This is a genomic window from Bradyrhizobium sp. CB82 (assembly GCF_029714405.1).
Classification (GTDB): Bacteria; Pseudomonadota; Alphaproteobacteria; order Rhizobiales; family Xanthobacteraceae; genus Bradyrhizobium.
In genome coordinates this window covers 4,365,224-4,383,926 of the sequence record NZ_CP121650.1, presented here as the reverse complement: position 1 = coordinate 4,383,926, position 18,703 = coordinate 4,365,224, and the positions used below count along the sequence as shown (strand labels likewise).

Below are 18,703 nucleotides of genomic sequence, written 5' to 3'. Positions count from 1 at the left end.
GGCTTGTTCGGATCGCAAGTATGCGAGCGACGACATCCATGACGACCACATTGCGAGTCCATCGCCTTCTCCTCATCGCGCTCGGCACGGCGCTGCTCCTGACCGGCGGCTCTGTCCCGTCGCAGGCGCAGACCGTCGTCGTCATGGTCAATGGCGAGCCGATCACCGATTTCGACATCGAGCAGCGCACGAAGCTGGACATGCTGTCGGGTCAGAAGAGCCAGTCCCGGAAAGACGTCATCAACGAGCTGATCGACGAGAAGGTGAAGATCAAGGAAGGCAAGAAATACGGTGTCGAGCCAACCAGCTCCGATGTCGACCAGTCCTACGCCGGCATGGCGCAGCGCATGCGCATCACGCCGGACCAGCTCTCCAAATCTCTCGAGGTCAAGGGCATACGGCCGGACACGCTGAAGAGCCGCATGCGCGCCGAAATGGTGTGGACCAGCCTCGTGCGCGGCCGCTTCAAGGAACAGCTGCAGGTCGGTGAGCGCGATGTCGCCGCCGCCGTGCAATCCCAGAGCGGCGAAAAGCTGCAGGTTGAGGGGTTTGAATACAAGATGCAGCCGATCGTCCTGATCGTGCCGCACGGCTCGTCGGAGGCTGCGATCGAGACGCGGAAGAAGGAGGCCGAATTGTATCGCAGCCGCATCGCGAGCTGCGACGAAGCCAATTCGCTGTTCCGCTCGACGCCCAACGCGGCAATCCGCGATAGCGTCACCAAGACCACCGCGGATCTGCCCGAGGCGCTTCGCAAGGTGCTCGACGACACGCCGGTTGGCCATCTCACCCCGCCGGAGATGACCAAGCAGGGGATCGAAATGGTCGTGCTGTGCGCGCGCAATCCGACCATGATCGACACGCCGAAGCGGCGCGAGGTCCGCGAGAAGATGTACGGTGAGAAGTACGAGAAGACTTCGAAGCGGTATCTGGCAGAAATCCGCAAAGCGGCGATGATCGAATACCGTTGATGGCAAGGCCTCTCGCGCTGACCCTGGGCGAGCCTGCCGGCATCGGCCCCGACATCACGATCGCGGCCTGGCTGCGCCGCAACGAGTTGGCGTTGCCCGCCTTCTATCTGCTCGGCGATGACGCGCTGATCGCGCGCCGCGCCAAGGCACTCGGCGCCGATATCAAGGTCGCGCGCGTACGCGCAGAGGAGGCGGTCGCCGCCTTCCCCGACGCGCTGCCGGTGGTTGCGACCGGAGAGATCGCAACGGCCGATCCGGGCCGGCCCGACGAGACCAGCGCGGCCGCAGCGCTCGCCTCCATTCGCCAGGCCGTCGCCGACGTCCGCGAAGGCCGCGCCGGCGCCGTCGTCACCAACCCGATCGCCAAGAGCGTGCTCTACCGCGCGGGCTTCCGCCATCCCGGCCACACCGAATTTCTCGCCGAGCTCGCCGAACAGGATGGACGCGCGCCGCAACCGGTGATGATGCTGTGGTCGCCACGCCTTGCGGTGGTGCCGGTGACCATTCATCTTTCGCTGCGTGACGCGCTGGCGCAGCTCTCGCGCGAGCTGATCGTCTCGACGGTGCGCATTGTCGCAGCCGAGCTGAAATCGCGTTTCGGCATCGGCCGGCCGCGCATCGCGATCTCCGGCCTCAACCCACATGCCGGCGAGGACGGCTCGCTCGGCGACGAGGAGCAGACCATCGTCACGCCGGCGATCAAGATCTTGCGCAACGACGGCATCGAGGCCAGAGGTCCCCTGCCGGCCGACACCATGTTCCACGACGCCGTGCGAAAAACCTATGACTGCGCGGTCTGCATGTATCACGATCAGGCGCTGATCCCGATCAAGACGCTGGCCTTCGACGACGCGGTCAACGTCACGCTCGGCCTGCCCTTCATCAGGACATCGCCGGATCACGGCACGGCGTTCGATATCGCAGGCACGGGCAAGGCCAATCCCGCAAGCCTGATCGCCGCGCTGCAGCTCGCAAGCCGCATGGCCGCGCAACCGGCATGAGCGCGATCGACGACCTCCCGCCGCTTCGCGAGGTCATTCGCCAGCATTCGCTATCGGCCCGCAAGTCGCTGGGCCAGAACTTCCTCCTCGACCTCAACCTGACGGCGCGCATCGCGCGGGCCGCCGCGCCGCTCGAGGATTCGACGATCGTCGAGATCGGTCCGGGCCCGGGCGGATTGACGCGCGCCCTGCTCGCGCTTGGTGCTGCCCGCGTCATCGCGATCGAGCATGACGAGCGCGCGATCCCGGCCCTGCAGGATGTTTCCGCGCGCTATCCGGGGCGGCTCGAGATCGTGCATGGCGATGCCATGACCTTCGATCCGAGGCCCCTGCTCGCAGGACGCCAGGCGAAGATCGTCGCCAACCTGCCCTACAACATCGCGACCCAGCTGCTGATCGGATGGCTCACCAGCGAGCCATGGCCGCCGTGGTACGAGATGATGGTGCTGATGTTCCAGCGCGAGGTCGCCGAGCGGATCGTGGCGCGCGAGAACGAGGAGGCCTATGGCCGGCTCGGTGTGCTCGCCAACTGGCGCACTTATCCCAAGATCCTGTTCGACATCTCGCCATCGGCCTTCGTGCCGCCGCCAAAGGTCACCTCCTCCGTCGTGCGTCTCCTGCCGCGCGCGACGCCTCTGCCCTGCGACCGCCGGCTGCTCGAACAGGTCGCGGCCGCCGCCTTCGGCCAGCGCCGCAAGATGCTTCGCCAGAGCCTGAAATCGCTTCAGGCCGATCCGGCGCGACTGGCTGCGGCCGCCGGCGTCGATGCGACGCGGCGCGCCGAGACCATTCCGGTCGCGGGCTTTGTTGCCATGGCGCGTGAATTGGCCGATATACGCAGCCAAGCCTGAAGCATGATCCGGGCCCGGAGGGCCGCGTTTAGCGCAACGTGCGCAGCGTTTTCCGAAGAGAACATGCCAAACGATAAGCTAAAGCGCGATGATCGCGCATTGGCAGAAATTTCGGAGGAAGGAAAATGGCGTTGATGCGTCGGCAGTCCCTGGTCAAGTTCGATGCGCCTCTGTGCGAGACCATCATCGACACGCCCAAGCCGCAAGGAGGCGAGGTGCTGGTGCGCGTCGAGCGCTGCGGCCTGTGCCATTCCGACCTGCACATACAAGACGGCTATGCCGATCTCGGCGGCGGTAAGAAGCTCGACACCACGCGCGGTATGACGCTGCCCTTCACGCTCGGCCACGAGATCGCGGGCGTGGTGGAAGAAGTCGGCGGCGATGTTCCGGCTGACCTCATCGACGCCAAGAAGGCGGTCTTTCCCTGGATCGGCTGCGGCCAATGCCGCGACTGCGCCAACGGCGATGAGAATCTCTGCGTCAAGCAACGCTTCCTTGGCGTCTCGATCGACGGCGGTTTTGCCAGCCACGTGCTGGTGCCGGATGCAAAATACCTGCTCGATTACGACCCCCTGCCGGTCAACCAGGCCGCGACATTGATGTGCTCGGGCGTCACCGCCTACGGTGCGCTGAAGCGTCTCGTCGACCGTCCGCGCCAGCGCAACCTGCTGCTGATTGGTCTCGGCGGCGTTGGCATGATGGGTCTGTCGTTCGCGCAGGCCATGTTCAAGCAGCCGATTGCGGTCGCCGATCTGAGCCCTGCAGCGCGCGACACCGCGCTGAAGAATGGCGCGGCGACCGCCTACGATCCGGCCGAGCCGGAGGTTATCAGGCGCATCCTGAAAGAGACCGACGGCGGTTTCGACGAGGTCGTCGATTTTGCCGGCAACGAGAAGTCGATGGCATTCGCCGTGTCCGTGCTCGCGCGCGGCGGCAAGGTCGTGGTCTCCGGCCTGATGGGCGGCCAGTTTACGCTGCCGATGGTGCAGTGGGTCTACAAGCGCATGACCATCGAGGGATTCATGGTCGGCACGCTCGCTGAGGCCCACGAGTTGATGGCCCTCGCGCGCGCCGGCAAGATCAAGCCGACGCCGATGCGGGAGGAGCCGATGGCCGATGTCCAGAAGTGGATCGACTCTCTGCGCGCCGGCAAGGTCGTCGGCCGGATCGTGCTGAAGAACTGATTTCGCAGCGCTCGTCCTGCTCTGTCAGTCCGGCGGTTGCAAGCCCGGCGATTTCAGCCACTCGTCGATATGCGCGGCGATGTCCGCGTTGCGCGCCTGCCTGAGGAGATCATCGCGCTCTCGTCCCGGCGGCAGGCTGCTCGCGCGCTCCCTTGCGCTCCGAGCCTCATGGAGGAGGCGCTCGGCGAGAGATTGGGCGCGTTTGAAACGACGACGGTTCAACATGACAGGGTCTCTTCGTGCCCCGGCTTGATTGATCCAACCCGCGCGGATGAAAGTCGTTCGAAATGGAATCGGAAATCCGATCTTCATCCTGAAACGCAATGCGATTGAGATGAATCGTCATCGCGCATTAGGTTGAGCATGATCTCCGCGCAAACGCGTTCCGCGCTTGTCGCGAGGGCAAACCGCTGCGCCCTTTGCGCCAACACGGCCCGGCTCCGGGTCCGGATCATGCTTTAGCTGTACCGGATGATTTGCAGCAGTTTGACCTGCTTACTCACTTTGAGCCAACTGCAGCGACCTCGCCTCTTACCACGAAGCACGGCAGCAATCAGCCGACGCTAGTGCCAAACAATCTTCTCGGAAGCAGACGGTCATCGCGCTATATTCGTCAACGGCAGGGGTTTGCATCCCGCACGGGGAGCCCCATGAAGATCAGCTCGAAGAACATTCTCCGGCGCGTAGCGCGCAGGATTCGCCGCGACGTCGAAGATACTCGGATCGTGCTCGCGCGCCTGCCGCCGGGCGAGCACCGACACGATGCAGAACGACGGATTGCGCGAAGCAAGCTCGCCGAGCGTCTCGAACGAATGTCAGCAAGGCGTGAGGGCCAATGAAGGACATGCGCGCCCATGCCGAGAAGCTTCGCACCGAGGCCGCCGAATGTGCGCTCATCCGCGATCTTGCCACCGATCCGGAAAAGCGTGAGCTGTTCAGGCGCCTCGCGGAGCACCTCGATGTCCTGGCCTCGGAGGTCGAACGCGCGCTTGCCAGGAAGCTCGCGAACGAACGGCCGTAAGCTGCCGTCACCGCCTCTGCCCATTCGCATCGCTCCGCAAGGAACCAGCGGTGAGCGGCGGAACGGTGTTACCCGGACCGCGTTCTCGCCTCATGTCCATACGTTGCGTGGTCGAAAACTCATTCTACATCGCCTGGAATTTCCTGGAGAAGACCGGAGAGCTAGGGCAGCCCGACGCGTCCGCGAACATCATCCTGGATGCGATCCAGGCGCAGCTACGCGCCGGCGAGCGCCGGCAGCTCATGCTCGCCAACAAGGCGATTGCCGCCTACCGGGAACACGCCGCGCGCAACCGCGTTGCACCGGAAAAGGAGGCACGCCGTGGATAACCTCACCAAGCGCGACCAGCCGGATCGCAGCAAGATCAACATGCATGAAGCCTACGAGGTGAAGTGCTGGACCCACGCGCTTGGCGTGACCCGGGACGAGCTTCAGAAGGCGGTGGACAAGGTCGGTAATTCGGCCGCCGCCGTCCGCAAGGAGCTCGCAAGATAGCACGAGGGTGAGACCCGGTTTTGGGGACGCGCGACGCGTTCGCGTCGTCAAACCGGAATGATGCTCGGTCAGGGCCATGGTCATGATCCCGCAAACGACATCCCCCACAAAGCCAACTGCGCACGCGCCGAGCTTCGAAATCGTGATCCGGCTACTTTGCGTCGTCCCGGGGCGGATCAACCGACAGGCCTGGGAGCGCATCTCGGAATGGTCAGCCAAACCGACGTACCCCCACCAGACTCGCTTTCCAGCCTGATGCGTCCGCCCAAGCGTTCGGTCACGATGCTGTAGACGACGAGCAATCCAAGACCCGACGCTCCGTGGTGGCGCCGCGTCGTGAAGAATGGATCGAAGGCCTGCAGCTTGACCTCCGGCGCCATTCCGCATCCGTCGTCGGACACGACGAGTTCGACGTGATCGTGGCCGGCCGATCTCAGATCAACGCGAACCCGCCCTCCATCGTTGCCCGGATAGGCGTGGGTCATGGCATTCATGACGAGATGATTCAGGACCTGTCCGAAGAGGCCGGGGTAACTATCCATTTCAAGGTCCGGCTCGAGCCGGAGATCGAGTAAGATGCCCTGGCGCCGCAATTCGCGGTCGAGATTCGACAGCAATTGTTCTGACAACTCGCCAGCATTGAAGCGGCTCGGGGAAGACTGGCCCTGATCGAGAGCTGCCTGCTTGAAGGACTGGATCCGCTCTGCCGCGCGCGACAGATTGGCGACGAGTTGAGCGGACGCATCGCCCGTCAGGTTGAGAAATTCGCTGAGGCTTGAACGACGAACCTTGCCACTGGAAACTTCCGACGAGAATGCCTCGGACTTGCGCAGAAGCGTGGAGGCGATCATCAGGCTGTTCCCCACGGGACCGTTGACCTCATGTGCAACGCCGGCAACCATCCGGCCGAGTGCCGCGAGCTTTTCAGCTTCCACCAGCGACTCCTGGGTTTCCCGCAAGCGATGCAGCGCGGTTTCGGCAGCGTCTCTTGCTTCTCGCAGCTCCTGCTCGGCGCGCTTGCGTTCAGTGATCTCCTCGGCAGCGACGTTGACTGCAACGATCTCGCCGCTGGGCGCGCGCAACGGATGCCAATAGGTCACCCAGTAGCGCTCCTCGACCCGGTCGGCTCGCTGGCCGGAAACCTCGATTCCGACCACCGGCTCTCCGGTTTCCATGATCGAACGCACGATCTCTGCGACGGAATCGGCCAAGGCCGGAACGCAATCCCGCACGAAGCGGCCAAGGTGGTTCTCGACGGAAATTCCGCAGATCTCGGTGAGCCGCTGGTTGATTTGGAGATAGCGACAATCCGGAGAGAGGCAGGCAAGCCCGATCGGTGCGGTGTCGTAGATCGATTTCAGGGCGGGTTGCTCCGGAAACAGCAACACCTCGGATGCGAGCGTCGACTTTTGCGCCTGTACCATGTCCGCCTCGACTTGTTTTCGTGAGTTCGGGTCGCATCCTTCTTGGTGGCGGGCCTTTGCCGTGCCGCTATCGTCTCAGGACGACACACAGCAGCCATCCGGCCTCCGCAAATCGGCTATATTGTCCAAATTCCGCGAAAATTGGGCCAGGACAACCATTGTCCGTCGGGCAAGGCGACGCTCCAGGGATGCCAAGAGGGATGCCAAGTCTCGATCCGACAGTCAGAGATTTCCGTGACAGGCCGAGTCAAAGGCCGAGCCGAAAATTGTTCATTTTCGCGGCGGAACGCACGCTGTGCAGGCCCGATTTAAGCCTCATCCTCTCCGGATTTGCGGCTCATTGCCACCCAACTCTTTGACGAGAAGGGGGACAGTGACGTGTTGCGTAAGGCGTAGCCGGGAGACCAGGATGGGCAACCGAACCGCGAAGTTCATATCCGCTCTATTTGCGAGCGTACTTGCCGGCGCGCCGTTGGCGGCCGTGTCGCAGAACGCGCCGAGCGGAGAGAGCGCGCAGAACGCACCAAGCGGAGAGAGCGCGCAGAACTCACCAAGCGGACAGAGTGCGCAAAGCGCAGCCGACGATTGCTTGGCCTCGCCCAAGGCGACCGCACCGGAGGGCCAGCATTGGTACTATCGCATCGAGCGTGGCACCAAGCGGAAGTGCTGGTATCTGCGCGAGGAAGGAGCCAAGGTCGCGCAGGGCACGCAATCGCCCGTGCCTGCGCAGAAAAGTGACGCACCCGCGCCGCGCTCGGTGTCGGTGCAGGATGCGCACGCCGAACTCACGACACAAAACCCTGCCCCGGCGCCCGATACAACCGCATCAATCCCGGCGCCGAGCGCGCCGGTCGCCCCGCCCGCAACACTTCAGCGTCCGGTCACCGTGAGCGATGCCGACGCTGCGCAGCCGACCGTCGATGCGCGCTGGCCCGACCCGAACGTCTCGCCTGCCCCCGCGCCGCAAACCGCGCCTGCGCCAAAGCTGGCCGATGCGCGGCCCGCGCCGAAGCCTCAGGCTTCGCCGTCCGCCGGCACGATGACGCTCGCCTCGGCCGATGCCCCGGCCGAAAAGCCGACCGGTTCGCTCCAGACTCTGCTGCTCGTCGTCAGCGGTGCGCTGGCGCTCGCCGGCATCACCGGCAGCATTATCTATCGCTTCGCCGGCTCACGCGCGCGCGTCCAGGCTGAAGGCGGGCGACGCCGCATCAACTGGGACAATTGGGAGCCCACATCCGAGGACAAGAGCCGCGCGCCGTGGGTGAATGCGGCCGCGACTACCGCCCCGCGCGCGCAGCGCACGCGTCCGGTCGATTTCGGTGCCGCACTGGCCGCGGCGGCCAACGCCAATGGCGCGTCTGCCTCGCGCGTGGATCAGCGTATCGAGGATGCAATGAGCGGCCCTCAGGACCTGGACGTTCAGGACCTGGACGTTCAGGACCTGGACGTTCAGGACCTGGACGTTCAGGACTTCGACGCTGAGGACCTCGACGCCGAGGATCTGGACACCGAGGATCTGGACCGCGAAGAGCTGCACACCGCATCGCCCAAGGAAACCGCCGAGCCGCATGTCGCGGCCGTCGACGCAGCTGCGGATGACGGCCACAACGGCGATGCCGACGCGGTCGATATCGATGCGATCACCGCGATGCTGGAACGGCTGGCGAAGGAAGGCCCGCGGCTGGCGCCGTCTAGCCCTGAAGCTGATCTTGCAGACCTCGTACAAAGCCAACGACGCCAATCCGCCGCTCGCGCTTGAGTCGCTCGGCCTTCAGGATCGACTGGACCTCGGAGAAGGCCTCATCGACGTCGTGGTTGATGATGATGTAGTCGTACTCGGCCCAGTGGCTCATCTCGTGGCTGGCGCGGCTCATCCGCTTGCGGATCACCTCGTCGGAATCCTGCGCGCGCGAGTGCAGCCGCTTCTCGAGATCGGCCGCTGAGGGTGGCAGGATGAAGACGCTGACGACGTCGGCGCGGGCCTTGTGTTTCAATTGCTGCGTACCCTGCCAATCGATATCAAACAGCACGTCCTGGCCTGACGACAACGCTGCCTCGACCGGAGCGCGCGGCGTGCCATAGCTGTTGTCGAACACGGTCGCCCATTCAAGCAGTTCGTCGCCCTTCACCATGGCCTCGAAGCGCGGCTTGTCGACGAACAGATAGTCGCGCCCGTCGACCTCGCCGGGCCGCTTCGCGCGCGTGGTCGCGGAGACCGACATCTTCAGTCCGGGCATCCGCTCGATCAGAAGGCGCGACAGCGTCGTCTTGCCCGCGCCGGAGGGGGAGGACAGAACGAACATCAGTCCGCGCCGCTCGACACCGTCAAATCCGTGACCGCCCGTCGTCATCGATCACTCCAGATTCTGGACCTGCTCGCGGAACTGCTCGACCACGTTCTTCATGGCGAGCCCCGTATTGGTCAGCTCGATGTCGTTCGACTTCGAGCAGCAGGTGTTGACCTCGCGGTGAAACTCCTGCGCCAGGAAATCGAGCTTACGCCCGATCGGGCCGCCCTTGCCGATCAACTCGCGCGCCTGCGCGACATGGGAGGCGATGCGGTCGAGCTCCTCGCGGATGTCGGCCTTGGTCGCGATCAAAATCGCTTCCTGCATCAGGCGATCGGAATCGAAGCGCTCGGAAGTGTCGAGCAGCGTCGCGATCTGCTCGGCGAGCTTCGCCTTGATCGCCTCCGGCTTGCGCCCGGGTGCGGCTTCCGCCTTCTTTGCCAGCGCTTCGATCTCATCCACACGCTGGATCAGGATCTGGCCAAGCGAGCTGCCCTCGCGCTTGCGCATGTCGACGAGCTCGGCAAGCGCCTTGTCGAAGGCATCGGCCGCCGCGGTGCGCGCCGCCTTGTCCTCTTCCTCGTTGCCTTCGGGCTCGGCGACCTCGATGACGCCCTTGATGCCGAGCAGCCCGTCGATGCTTGGCGCCACCGCGTCGACCTTGCCGGCGATCTGCGAGGCGGCCTTCAGCACGGCTGAGAGCACGTCCTCGTTGATCCGCACGGTCGCCGCAGCGTTGGTGCGCTTGACGTTAAGATTGGCGTAGACCGTACCACGCGACAAAACCTCGCCGGCGCGCTTCTTGGCGTGGGCCTCGAGCTCGTCAAAGCCCTGCGGCAGCCGCACGCGCAGGTCAAAGCCCTTTGCGTTGACCGACTTCAATTCCCATTCGAAGGTGTACGGCCCGCTTGCACCGTGGCTTCTTGCAAAGCCGGTCATGGACGACAGCGCCATCGGGTCAATTTCTCCGGACAGATGAAGATTCGCAAAGGCCATCAAGGCACGCGAATCTTAAGACTATTTTGCCGCAAAGTGGAATCCGTAACCACCGCAGGTCGGGGTTGCGGCGCCAAAGCGCGATGAGATTGGGAACAAATCGGCATCGCGCTTTAGGCTATTGGTTGAGCATGATCTTTTCGGAAAACCGCTGCGCACCTTGCGCTAACGCGGCCCTGCGGATCAGGATCATGCCTAGCGCTGGATGACCTGCGGCGAGGGTTGCACCGCCCCCTGGCGAGCCGGGGCAGGATTGCCCGGGCGCGTCGCGGGCGGCTTCTTCTGCTGGGCCGGCGGCCTGGTGGTCGCAGTCGGAGCCGTGTCGGCCGGCGCGGCTGCGGCCGGCGCCTGGGCGTCATCGGCCGGCTCCACCGTGTCGTTCTGGATCTGCTTCTCCATCGCGCGCAGTTTTGCGACGTTCTTCTGGTGCGCGTCGTAGGTCTCGGTGAAGGCGTGGCCGCCGCTGCCGTCGGCGACGAAATAGAGGTCGCGGGTGCGGGCCGGATTGGCGGCAGCCTCCAGCGAGGCGCGGCCGGGATTGGAGATCGGCCCCGGCGGCAGGCCGTCGATGACGTAGGTGTTGTAGGGCGAGGGCTGGGTGATCTCGCTGCGCTTGATCGGGCGACCCAGCGTGCCCTTGCCGCCGACGAGACCGTAGATGATCGTCGGATCGGACTGCAGCTTGATCTTCTGCTTCAAGCGATTGACGAACACGGCGGCGACACGGCTGCGTTCGTCGGGCTTGCCCGTCTCCTTCTCCACGATCGAGGCGAGCGTCACCAGTTGCTCCGGCGTCTTGATCGGAATGTCCTGGCTGCGCCGTTCCCAGATTTCCGCGAGCACACGCTTGTGCGCCTGCTGCATGCGCTGGACCACCTGCTCGCGCGTGGTGCCGCGCGGGAACTTATAGGTCTCCGGCAGCAGCGTGCCCTCACGCGGCACTTCGCGCACGCTACCGGTAAAGATGTCATTGTCCAACAGCCGCGCCACGATCTGCTCGGAGGTCAGGCCTTCGGGGATCGTCACCGCATGCTGCACCACCTTGCCTTCGACGATGGTGGCAATGACGTCGCGCAAGGAAGCGCTCTTCTGAAACGAATATTCGCCGGGCTTCAGGTCCGAGCTCGCCTTCAGCGCGAACACGCTGGCGATGAATATCCAGGGATTGACGTCGGTGACGCCTTCCTTGTTCAGGACGTCGGCAATGTCGCGCTTGCCCGCGCGCGAGGGGATGTTGACGATCTTGTCTTCCTGAAGCGGCCCTGCCGCCTCGAGCACCTGCCGGCCGTAATAATACACCGCTCCGGCTCCGAGCATCGCGATCAGGAGGATGGTGATAATGGCGTTGCCGACCACCACGAAGGGATTGCGCGCGCGATCCGACCGCTTTGGCGGCGGCGGCACCTGTTCAGGCTCCAGCGCGGCGCGCGGACTTCGGGGCGAAATGGGCGGCCTTTCACTCATCGAAACCTGAATCCTGCCGGTTCACACGCAGCCTGACAATCGTCTGCCCGGCTAATAGCACACGCCCGCAACTATGACTTATCGCCGAATAAGGCAAAACGGTGAATTCGTCTCAAACGCAAGCTAATTAGCCAGACGCCTGACGATCACCGATGCGTTGGTACCGCCAAAACCGAAAGAATTCGACAACGCTACGTTGATCTCGCGCTTCTTCGCCGACTGAGGCACGAGATCGATCGCAGTTTCAACCGACGGGTGTTCGAGGTTGATGGTCGGCGGCGCGATGTTATCGCGAATCGCGAGCATGGCGAAGATCGCTTCGATCGCGCCTGCTGCACCGAGCAGATGCCCGGTCGAGGATTTGGTCGAGGACATCGCAACCTTCGACGCCGCGTTGCCGAGCAACCGCTCCACCGCGCCGAGCTCGATCTCGTCGCCGAGCGGCGTCGAGGTGCCATGCGCGTTGATGTAGTCGAGATCGGCCGGCGTCAGCCCGGCGCGCTTCAACGCGGCTGACATGCTGCGGAAGCCGCCGTCTCCATCCGGAGATGGTGAGGTGATGTGATAGGCATCGCCCGACAGGCCGTAGCCGATCACCTCGGCATAGATCTTCGCGCCGCGGCGCCTCGCGTGCTCGAGCTCTTCGAGGATCACGACGCCGGCGCCCTCGCCCATCACGAAACCGTCGCGGTCCTTGTCATACGGACGCGAGGCCTTCTCGGGCGTGTCGTTAAATCCGGTCGACAGCGCGCGCGCGGCGTTGAAGCCGGCGATGCCGATGCGGCTGATCGGCGATTCCGCGCCGCCTGCGACCATGACGTCGGCATCGCCAAGCGCGATCAGACGGGCGGCGTCACCGATCGCATGCGCGCCGGTCGAACAGGCCGTGACCACGGAATGGTTCGGCCCCTTCAGCCCATGCTCGATCGAGACGTAGCCGGAAGTGAGATTGATCAGCCGGCCCGGAATGAAGAAGGGCGAGACCCGGCGCGGCCCGCGCTCCTTCAACAGGATTGCAGTTTCCGCGATGCCGCTGAGGCCGCCGATGCCGGAGCCGATCAGGGTGCCGGTCGCGCACTTGTCCTCTTCGCTCTCGGGATGCCAGTTGGCATCGTTGAGCGCCTGTGTCGCCGCAGCCATCGCGAAGATGATGAAGTCGTCGACCTTGCGCTGGTCCTTCGGCTCCATCCACTGGTCGGGATTGAAAGTGCCGTTAGAACCGTCGCCCCGCGGCACGACGCAGGCGATCTTGGTTTGCAGATCGGAGACGTCGAAAGTCTCGATCCTGCGCGCCCCGCTCTCGCCGTTCAGGATACGCTGCCAGGTCGGCTCGACGCCGCAGCCGAGTGGCGACACCATGCCGAGGCCCGTGACGACTACTCGTCTCATATCCCAAAACTCCGGTTCTCAAGGACTCGCGGCCGATAATAAGAAACCGGTGGACCGCAGGCGCGATCCGTCCGGTTTCGTGGTTCCACCGCGGATTTTGGAGCCTTAGCTCTTCGCGTTCTTCTCGAGAAACTTGGTCGCGTCGCCGACGGTGAGAATCGTTTCCGCGGCATCGTCCGGAATCTCGCAACCGAACTCTTCTTCGAACGCCATCACCAGCTCGACGGTGTCCAGACTGTCGGCGCCGAGGTCGTCAATGAAGCTCGCGCTGTCGATAACCTTCTCGGGCTCAACACCAAGGTGTTCGACCACGATCTTCTTAACCCGTTCGCCAATGTCACTCATTGCTTAACCTCGTGTTGTTCCCTGTAGACCCGACCCCCCGGGACGATACGAGCCGTCGTGGTCGTTTTACTGCCTTTGCGTACGAACTTGATTTGGCCCCAACCTAGCCGATGCTGGGCCCGGCGAACGACGGCCAAGGCTCCGCATCGCCAATATACAGGGTTTCAAAAACCTGCAATGGCGTTCTTTGCCCGTCCGTTGAAGGTCCGGTTATCATACTTCAACTGCCTTGACTACAAGCCTCAATTCGCTTCGGAAACGGCCGTTTGCCGCATCCGGTCCGCCCGGCCCTAGGCCAGCCGGATTACGTTCAGATCATGGCCATGCCGCCGTTGACGTGGATGGTCTGGCCGGTGACGTAGCCTGCTTCGTTGGAGCTGAGATAGACCGCGGCTGCAGCAATATCCTCCGGCGTACCCAGCCGGGCGGCCGGAACCTTGGTCAGAATCGTCTCGCGCTGCTTGTCGTTGAGCGCATCCGTCATCGGCGTCTTGATGAAGCCGGGCGCGATGCAGTTCGCGGTCACGCCGCGCTTGGCGTATTCGGCGCCGAGCGTCTTGATCATGCCGATCAGGCCCGCTTTCGACGCGGTGTAATTGCCCTGGCCGGGATTGCCGGTGACGCCGACCACCGACGTGATCGCGATGATGCGGCCGAAGCGCTTGCGCATCATCAGCTTCGTCGCGGCGCGCGCGAGGCGGAAAGTCGCGGTCAGGTTGACGTTGATGACCTCTTCCCAGTCCTCGTCGCGGAGCTGCACGAAGAGATTGTCGCGCGTGATGCCGGCATTGGCGACGAGGATGTCGACCTGTCCCATCGCGGCTTCCGCTGCGGGCACCAGCGCCTCGACCTCGTCGGCCTTGGAGAGATTGCACGGCAGCACGTGAACGCGCTCGCCGAGCTTGCCGGCGAGCTCGTCCAGTACTTCTTTGCGCGTCCCCGAAAGCGCAACCGTGGCGCCCTGCGCATGCAGCGCCAGTGCAATCGCGCCGCCGATGCCGCCGGTCGCGCCGGTGACGAGCGCCTTCCTGCCAGTCAGATCGAACATGAAAAGCTCCTCACCCTGCCAGTCAGATCGAACATGAAAAGCTCCTCACCCCTGCTTCGCGGCAGCCAAGGCGTCCTTGGCCGCGGCAATATCGTTCGGTCCGCCGACGGCCACGCCAACGGCACCGTCGGCGATACGCTTGACGAGACCCGTCAGCACCTTGCCCGCCCCGATCTCGAAGAAGCGCGTGACGCCCTGACCAGCCATATAGGAGACCGACTCGCGCCAGCGCACCGTGCCGGTGACCTGCTCGACAAGGCGGCGGCGGATCTCGTCGGGACCGGTGATGGCGCTGGCCAGCACGTTGGAGACCAGGGGCGCTGCGGGCGCCTTGATCGTGACCTTGGAGAGCGCCTCCGCCATCGCATCGGCGGCCGGCTGCATCAATTTGCAATGGAACGGCGCGGACACCGGCAACAGCATCGCGCGCTTGGCGCCTTTACCCTTGGCGATCTCGACGGCGCGATCGACAGCAGCCTTGTCGCCGGAGACCACGACCTGACCGCCGCCATTGTCGTTGGCGGCCTGGCAGACCTGGCCCTGTGCCGCCTCATTGGCGACTTCGATCGCCGCCTCATAGTCGAGGCCGAGCAGCGCGGCCATCGCGCCGGCGCCGACCGGCACGGCCTTTTGCATTGCGAGACCGCGGGTGCGCAGCAGCCGCGCGGTATCGGAAATCGTCAGGCTCCCGGCCGCAGCCAACGCCGAATATTCGCCGAGCGAGTGCCCCGCGACGAAGGCTGCATCCCGCTCCACGGAAAATCCAGCCTCGGCCTCCAGCACGCGCTGGGTGGCGAGCGACACCGCCATCAGGGCCGGCTGGGCGTTTTCGGTGAGCTGGAGGGTCTCGGCCGGGCCATCCCAGATGGTCGCGGTGAGCTTTTCCCCGAGCGCGGCATCGACCTCGTCGAACACGGCGCGGGCCGCAGGAAAGGCGTCGGCCAGGGCCTTGCCCATGCCGACCGCCTGGGACCCCTGCCCCGGAAATGTGAATGCTGCCGTCATCGGCGCTCCCTGGCTTGCTGAGTCTCATTCAGGATCAGGCGGCCATTCTACGCCGGCGGCTGCCCGAGGTTCCCGATCATGCTCCAAAGGGGGCCGTAGACACTGACCGGGGGCGCAATGTCAAGCTGTGATGGGGGCAACACCCGCCCCCTTAGAAGCCGCCCGCTGTCTGGTTAGCGTCGACGTTCGCGCCCGCCCTCGCGCGTCGCGCGCTGCTCGCCAGTTGGCCGGGACGATCCTCGTGATCAGGCTTCGCGGTCGCCAGCCGCAGCACGGCAAGATAGTTCGGCTGCACTTCCATGCGGCCGGCGTGGCGGCTTTCGCAGAGCAGGCGATGCACCTTGGGCAAGTTGTAGCAGGGCACGTAGAACAGCAGATGATGCTCGAGGTGATAGTTCACGTAATAGGGCGCGATGAACAGGCGCTCGAGAAAATTGGCATGCGTGGTGCGGGTGTTGCGCAGGGGATCGCTGCTGTCGGGCACGACGGCGTGCTCTGCGATGTTGCGGATGCGGGTGATGACCATCTGCCAGGTCAGGAGCGGCACCAGCCATAACAGCGGATAGGCCCACCACACGCCGGCGGCCGCGAGCACTGCAAACAGAAGCGCATTCGTGACGCATTGCGGCCCGAGCTGCACCCAGAAATGCGCGGCGCGCTGCGACCACGGCCACTCCTTCGGACCCAGCGCATTAAGCAGCTGTGCCTTGCGCTGCTGGTAGCCGGTCTGCCCGGTGAGATCGCGGATGAATTTGCGGTGGTAGCTGAGCTGGGTGATCGGGAATGGCGTCGACAGCACGAGATCGGGATCGTCCTCCTGCTGGGTACGCGCGTGGTGTTGCAAGTGATAGCGGCGATAGCCCCGCGTCTCCGCGAAGATCGGATAGGCGCAGAACCATTGGCTCAGCGCCAGGTTGGTCTTTTCATCCGGCGACAGGCAGCCATGCGCGCCGTCATGCATGAGGATCGCCAGGCCCAGCTGGCGCGAGCCGATGATCGCAACCGCGAGAATGTAGGTCAGCGGATTGGGCCACCACGCGACCAGTGCGATCGCAGCCGCGATCAGCGCCCAGGCGTGCACGATCAGCGCAACGCCCTTCCATGTGACGCGCTCGCGCACGTCGACGAGCTGGTCCTCGGTCAGGAAATCGCGGGCACGCATGCGAAGCGCGGTCATGGCCTAGCTCTCCCCGTCCGTTGATATTGATGTGTCACGATGGTCGACGAGCCGCAGGCGTGACGCATCGCTTGCCGATCTCGCCTGCTCACCCAGCACGCGCAGCATCTCAGCGCACAGCTGATCCGGCGAGCGGCCCATCGCGTAGCCCTCCACGATGACGCCGATCGCCACCGCCCAGAACCTGCGCGAGCTCTCGTCGGGCGCACGCAACGTCCGCCAGCCGTGGCGCTCGACCTGGGCCGCATAGGCGCGCGCGCCCTCGGCGTGCAGGCGCTCGATGGTGCGCTCGACCAGCGGCGCCAGATCCTGTCGCCGCCGCGTCAACGTCAGCGCTTCGGCGAAGAAGGCCACCGAATCGGTCGCCGTCACCGTCTGCGCGAGCGCATGCGTATAGGCCTGCGGGGTATGCGCCTTCATGGCCGCCTGCTCGGTGGCGCGCGCCAGATACAGGAGATCGCGGCAGGCGCATTCGACGAACAGCGCCTCCTTGGTGCGGAAGTAATAGGTGATCTGGCTTGGGAATGCATTCGCGGCGGTCGCGATGCCGGAAATCGATGTCCCAGAGAGCCCTTGCTCCTTGAACAAGGGACTGGCCGCATCGAGGAGCAGCGAGCGCATCTTGCGCCCCGCCGAGCGGGTGGCCCGGGCAGCATGCTTTGGGTCGCTCTGAGGCGCTTCCACTGGACCTTTGGCAGATTTGGCCATCGGCACCTCCCGACCTTTATTTGTATGCTATACAAACAAATAGATCAAGAACAGGAGCATGCGGCTCGATTGCCCTGGAATCGAAAGGGGCCGCTCCTGAGGGCGGCCCCTTGCCGGTACAAATGGTTTCGAGATGAAATTCAGCCCCGGCAGTTGCTAACCTACAACTTTCCATAAGCTTTGGGGATTCCGTACAAGCGCGGTGTTCCCTTACCGGAACCGGCGCTGTTCTCTGCAGGTCTCAAAACCGCTCGCCGAACCTTGCCAAGCCGGCCAAAATCCGTATAAAGCGCGCCATCCGCAGACCCCGGCCGGGAGCTGAACGGACGGTCTCAGCAAATTCACGCCATCGATCTTCTCGTGGCGATTTTGATGTGGCAGGGCCAGTCGGCCCGTCGTCCCGTGTTTCCGCCTTCTGAGCTTAAGTCCGAGTCCTTTCCGAAGGCCTCGAAGGGCTTGACGCCGGGTGAAGCGCCAACATGAGGAAAGGACTTCCATGCCTCTTTACGAGCATGTCTTTCTCGCGCGTCAGGACGCGAGCCCGCAGCAGGTTGAAGAGCTGACGACACAGATGACCGGTATCGTCGAGGGTCTCGGCGGCAAGGTCACCAAGACCGAGAACTGGGGCGTGCGCTCCCTCACCTACCGCATGAACAAGAATCGCAAGGCCCACTTCGTGCTGCTCAACATCGACGCGCCGTCTGCGGCGATCGCCGAGATCGAGCGCCAGGAGCGTATCAGCGAAGACGTGATCCGCTATCTCAGCGTTCGCGTCGAGGAGCTGGAGGAAGGTCCCTCCGCGATGATGCGCAAGGCCGACCGTGATCGCGAGCGCGATGACCGCGGTGGTGGATTCCGCGGCGAGCGTGAAGGCGGCTTCCGTGGCGACCGCGAAGGCGGCTTCCGCGGTGACCGCGGCCCGCGCCGTCCGCGCGAAGAAGCTGAAACGACGGATGGGGAGTAAGAACAATGGCTGAAGCTGGTGCACGCCGTCCGTTTTTCCGTCGCCGCAAGAGCTGCCCGTTCACGGGCGCCAACGCGCCGAAGATCGACTACAAGGATTCCAAGCTGCTGATGCGTTACGTCTCCGAGCGCGGCAAGATCGTGCCGAGCCGCATCACGGCCGTGTCCGCCAAGAAGCAGCGTGAGCTCGCCCGCGCCATCAAGCGCGCGCGGTTCCTCGGCCTCTTGCCCTACGTGATCCGCTAAGACGAATTTCGACCGGCGGCGCTTGAAGCCGCCGGTCGACCCCAACGCGCGATGAGATTGGGATGAATCGTCATCGCACTTTGGATTGTTGCTTGCGCATGATCTTTCCGGAAAATCGCTTCACACT

General features: G+C 64.2%; 21 protein-coding genes. 10 read left to right on the top strand and 11 right to left on the bottom strand.

Translation table 11 applies throughout. The features are described from left to right. Positions 1–38 precede the first annotated feature (38 nt). The 4 genes from QA640_RS21125 to QA640_RS21110 all read left to right on the top strand — a co-directional run bounded on the left by QA640_RS21125 (position 39) and on the right by QA640_RS21110 (position 4,007). A complete protein-coding gene (locus QA640_RS21125; protein WP_283042513.1) occupies positions 39–971 on the top strand; it encodes a SurA N-terminal domain-containing protein in 933 nt (310 codons plus the stop codon). Then, positions 971–1,972, top strand: coding sequence for a 4-hydroxythreonine-4-phosphate dehydrogenase PdxA (pdxA, locus tag QA640_RS21120; protein ID WP_283042512.1), 1,002 nt, complete (start codon positions 971–973; stop codon positions 1,970–1,972). Before QA640_RS21125 ends, pdxA begins: the two co-directional genes overlap by 1 nt. Beyond that, positions 1,969–2,823 (top strand): 16S rRNA (adenine(1518)-N(6)/adenine(1519)-N(6))-dimethyltransferase RsmA, encoded by an 855-nt coding sequence (rsmA, locus tag QA640_RS21115; protein ID WP_283042511.1) that lies wholly within the window; start codon positions 1,969–1,971, stop codon positions 2,821–2,823. The genes pdxA and rsmA overlap by 4 nt, the downstream gene beginning before the upstream one ends. A gap of 125 nt (positions 2,824–2,948) precedes the next feature. After that, on the top strand, positions 2,949–4,007 hold the full coding sequence (locus QA640_RS21110) for an alcohol dehydrogenase (protein WP_283042510.1): 1,059 nt from the start codon (positions 2,949–2,951) through the stop codon (positions 4,005–4,007). A gap of 24 nt (positions 4,008–4,031) precedes the next feature. On the opposite strand, the gene QA640_RS21105 is transcribed toward QA640_RS21110, so the two are convergent. Further along, positions 4,032–4,232, bottom strand: a complete 201-nt coding sequence (locus QA640_RS21105) for a hypothetical protein (RefSeq protein ID WP_283042509.1) — start codon at positions 4,230–4,232, stop codon at positions 4,032–4,034. A 610-nt stretch (positions 4,233–4,842) separates the two neighbouring features. Here QA640_RS21105 and QA640_RS21100 point away from each other — a divergent pair. The 3 genes from QA640_RS21100 to QA640_RS21090 all read left to right on the top strand — a co-directional run bounded on the left by QA640_RS21100 (position 4,843) and on the right by QA640_RS21090 (position 5,523). Beyond that, positions 4,843–5,028: a hypothetical protein gene (locus QA640_RS21100; protein WP_283042508.1), complete on the top strand. Its 186-nt coding sequence runs from the start codon at positions 4,843–4,845 to the stop codon at positions 5,026–5,028. A 92-nt stretch (positions 5,029–5,120) separates the two neighbouring features. Then, the gene (locus QA640_RS21095) at positions 5,121–5,357 is read left to right on the top strand and encodes a hypothetical protein (protein WP_283042507.1); all 237 of its coding nucleotides are present in this window, start codon (positions 5,121–5,123) and stop codon (positions 5,355–5,357) included. After that, a complete protein-coding gene (locus QA640_RS21090) occupies positions 5,350–5,523 on the top strand; it encodes a DUF3606 domain-containing protein (RefSeq protein WP_283042506.1) in 174 nt (57 codons plus the stop codon). Before QA640_RS21095 ends, QA640_RS21090 begins: the two co-directional genes overlap by 8 nt. Positions 5,524–5,699: 176 nt before the next feature. On the opposite strand, the gene QA640_RS21085 is transcribed toward QA640_RS21090, so the two are convergent. Beyond that, on the bottom strand, positions 5,700–6,947 hold the full coding sequence (locus QA640_RS21085; protein WP_283042505.1) for an ATP-binding protein: 1,248 nt from the start codon (positions 6,945–6,947) through the stop codon (positions 5,700–5,702). A 409-nt stretch (positions 6,948–7,356) separates the two neighbouring features. On the opposite strand from QA640_RS21085, the gene QA640_RS21080 reads away from it, so the two are divergent. Further along, positions 7,357–8,706 (top strand): hypothetical protein, encoded by a 1,350-nt coding sequence (locus QA640_RS21080; RefSeq protein ID WP_283042504.1) that lies wholly within the window; start codon positions 7,357–7,359, stop codon positions 8,704–8,706. On the opposite strand, the gene gmk is transcribed toward QA640_RS21080, so the two are convergent. The 9 genes from gmk to QA640_RS21035 all read right to left on the bottom strand — a co-directional run bounded on the left by gmk (position 8,639) and on the right by QA640_RS21035 (position 17,367). Further along, positions 8,639–9,298: a guanylate kinase gene (gmk, locus tag QA640_RS21075; RefSeq protein WP_283042503.1), complete on the bottom strand. Its 660-nt coding sequence runs from the start codon at positions 9,296–9,298 to the stop codon at positions 8,639–8,641. The genes QA640_RS21080 and gmk overlap by 68 nt on opposite strands. Positions 9,299–9,301: 3 nt before the next feature. After that, positions 9,302–10,189, bottom strand: coding sequence for a YicC/YloC family endoribonuclease (locus QA640_RS21070; RefSeq protein ID WP_283042502.1), 888 nt, complete (start codon positions 10,187–10,189; stop codon positions 9,302–9,304). Positions 10,190–10,426: 237 nt separating this feature from the next. Then, on the bottom strand, positions 10,427–11,695 hold the full coding sequence (gene mltG, locus QA640_RS21065) for an endolytic transglycosylase MltG (protein WP_283042501.1): 1,269 nt from the start codon (positions 11,693–11,695) through the stop codon (positions 10,427–10,429). Positions 11,696–11,818: 123 nt separating this feature from the next. Next, the gene (fabF, locus tag QA640_RS21060) at positions 11,819–13,084 is read right to left on the bottom strand and encodes a beta-ketoacyl-ACP synthase II (RefSeq protein WP_283042499.1); all 1,266 of its coding nucleotides are present in this window, start codon (positions 13,082–13,084) and stop codon (positions 11,819–11,821) included. A 105-nt stretch (positions 13,085–13,189) separates the two neighbouring features. Beyond that, positions 13,190–13,429 (bottom strand): acyl carrier protein, encoded by a 240-nt coding sequence (locus QA640_RS21055; protein WP_027522576.1) that lies wholly within the window; start codon positions 13,427–13,429, stop codon positions 13,190–13,192. A gap of 310 nt (positions 13,430–13,739) precedes the next feature. Further along, positions 13,740–14,477 (bottom strand): 3-oxoacyl-[acyl-carrier-protein] reductase, encoded by a 738-nt coding sequence (gene fabG / locus QA640_RS21050; RefSeq protein ID WP_283042498.1) that lies wholly within the window; start codon positions 14,475–14,477, stop codon positions 13,740–13,742. Between the two features lie 45 nt (positions 14,478–14,522). Continuing rightward, a complete protein-coding gene (gene fabD / locus QA640_RS21045; protein WP_283042497.1) occupies positions 14,523–15,482 on the bottom strand; it encodes an ACP S-malonyltransferase in 960 nt (319 codons plus the stop codon). A gap of 151 nt (positions 15,483–15,633) precedes the next feature. Next, the gene (locus tag QA640_RS21040) at positions 15,634–16,659 is read right to left on the bottom strand and encodes a fatty acid desaturase family protein (protein WP_283042496.1); all 1,026 of its coding nucleotides are present in this window, start codon (positions 16,657–16,659) and stop codon (positions 15,634–15,636) included. Positions 16,660–16,662: 3 nt separating this feature from the next. Continuing rightward, the gene (locus QA640_RS21035) at positions 16,663–17,367 is read right to left on the bottom strand and encodes a TetR/AcrR family transcriptional regulator C-terminal domain-containing protein (protein WP_283042495.1); all 705 of its coding nucleotides are present in this window, start codon (positions 17,365–17,367) and stop codon (positions 16,663–16,665) included. Between the two features lie 496 nt (positions 17,368–17,863). On the opposite strand from QA640_RS21035, the gene rpsF reads away from it, so the two are divergent. Continuing rightward, on the top strand, positions 17,864–18,331 hold the full coding sequence (gene rpsF / locus QA640_RS21030; RefSeq protein WP_027522571.1) for a 30S ribosomal protein S6: 468 nt from the start codon (positions 17,864–17,866) through the stop codon (positions 18,329–18,331). Between the two features lie 5 nt (positions 18,332–18,336). Continuing rightward, on the top strand, positions 18,337–18,576 hold the full coding sequence (gene rpsR / locus QA640_RS21025) for a 30S ribosomal protein S18 (RefSeq protein WP_007592020.1): 240 nt from the start codon (positions 18,337–18,339) through the stop codon (positions 18,574–18,576). The last annotated feature ends 127 nt before the right edge of the window (positions 18,577–18,703 follow it).

Coding starts and splice junctions, on each gene's coding strand:
- QA640_RS21125 (WP_283042513.1), top strand. CDS start 39: ATGACGACCACATTGCGAGTCCATCGCCTTCTCCTCATCGCGCTCGGC.
- pdxA (WP_283042512.1), top strand. CDS start 971: ATGGCAAGGCCTCTCGCGCTGACCCTGGGCGAGCCTGCCGGCATCGGC.
- rsmA (WP_283042511.1), top strand. CDS start 1,969: ATGAGCGCGATCGACGACCTCCCGCCGCTTCGCGAGGTCATTCGCCAG.
- QA640_RS21110 (WP_283042510.1), top strand. CDS start 2,949: ATGGCGTTGATGCGTCGGCAGTCCCTGGTCAAGTTCGATGCGCCTCTG.
- QA640_RS21105 (WP_283042509.1), bottom strand. CDS start 4,232: ATGTTGAACCGTCGTCGTTTCAAACGCGCCCAATCTCTCGCCGAGCGC.
- QA640_RS21100 (WP_283042508.1), top strand. CDS start 4,843: ATGAAGGACATGCGCGCCCATGCCGAGAAGCTTCGCACCGAGGCCGCC.
- QA640_RS21095 (WP_283042507.1), top strand. CDS start 5,121: ATGTCCATACGTTGCGTGGTCGAAAACTCATTCTACATCGCCTGGAAT.
- QA640_RS21085 (WP_283042505.1), bottom strand. CDS start 6,947: ATGGTACAGGCGCAAAAGTCGACGCTCGCATCCGAGGTGTTGCTGTTT.
- QA640_RS21080 (WP_283042504.1), top strand. CDS start 7,357: ATGGGCAACCGAACCGCGAAGTTCATATCCGCTCTATTTGCGAGCGTA.
- gmk (WP_283042503.1), bottom strand. CDS start 9,298: ATGACGACGGGCGGTCACGGATTTGACGGTGTCGAGCGGCGCGGACTG.
- QA640_RS21070 (WP_283042502.1), bottom strand. CDS start 10,189: ATGGCGCTGTCGTCCATGACCGGCTTTGCAAGAAGCCACGGTGCAAGC.
- mltG (WP_283042501.1), bottom strand. CDS start 11,695: ATGAGTGAAAGGCCGCCCATTTCGCCCCGAAGTCCGCGCGCCGCGCTG.
- fabF (WP_283042499.1), bottom strand. CDS start 13,084: ATGAGACGAGTAGTCGTCACGGGCCTCGGCATGGTGTCGCCACTCGGC.
- QA640_RS21055 (WP_027522576.1), bottom strand. CDS start 13,429: ATGAGTGACATTGGCGAACGGGTTAAGAAGATCGTGGTCGAACACCTT.
- fabG (WP_283042498.1), bottom strand. CDS start 14,477: ATGTTCGATCTGACTGGCAGGAAGGCGCTCGTCACCGGCGCGACCGGC.
- fabD (WP_283042497.1), bottom strand. CDS start 15,482: ATGACGGCAGCATTCACATTTCCGGGGCAGGGGTCCCAGGCGGTCGGC.
- QA640_RS21040 (WP_283042496.1), bottom strand. CDS start 16,659: ATGACCGCGCTTCGCATGCGTGCCCGCGATTTCCTGACCGAGGACCAG.
- QA640_RS21035 (WP_283042495.1), bottom strand. CDS start 17,367: ATGGCCAAATCTGCCAAAGGTCCAGTGGAAGCGCCTCAGAGCGACCCA.
- rpsF (WP_027522571.1), top strand. CDS start 17,864: ATGCCTCTTTACGAGCATGTCTTTCTCGCGCGTCAGGACGCGAGCCCG.
- rpsR (WP_007592020.1), top strand. CDS start 18,337: ATGGCTGAAGCTGGTGCACGCCGTCCGTTTTTCCGTCGCCGCAAGAGC.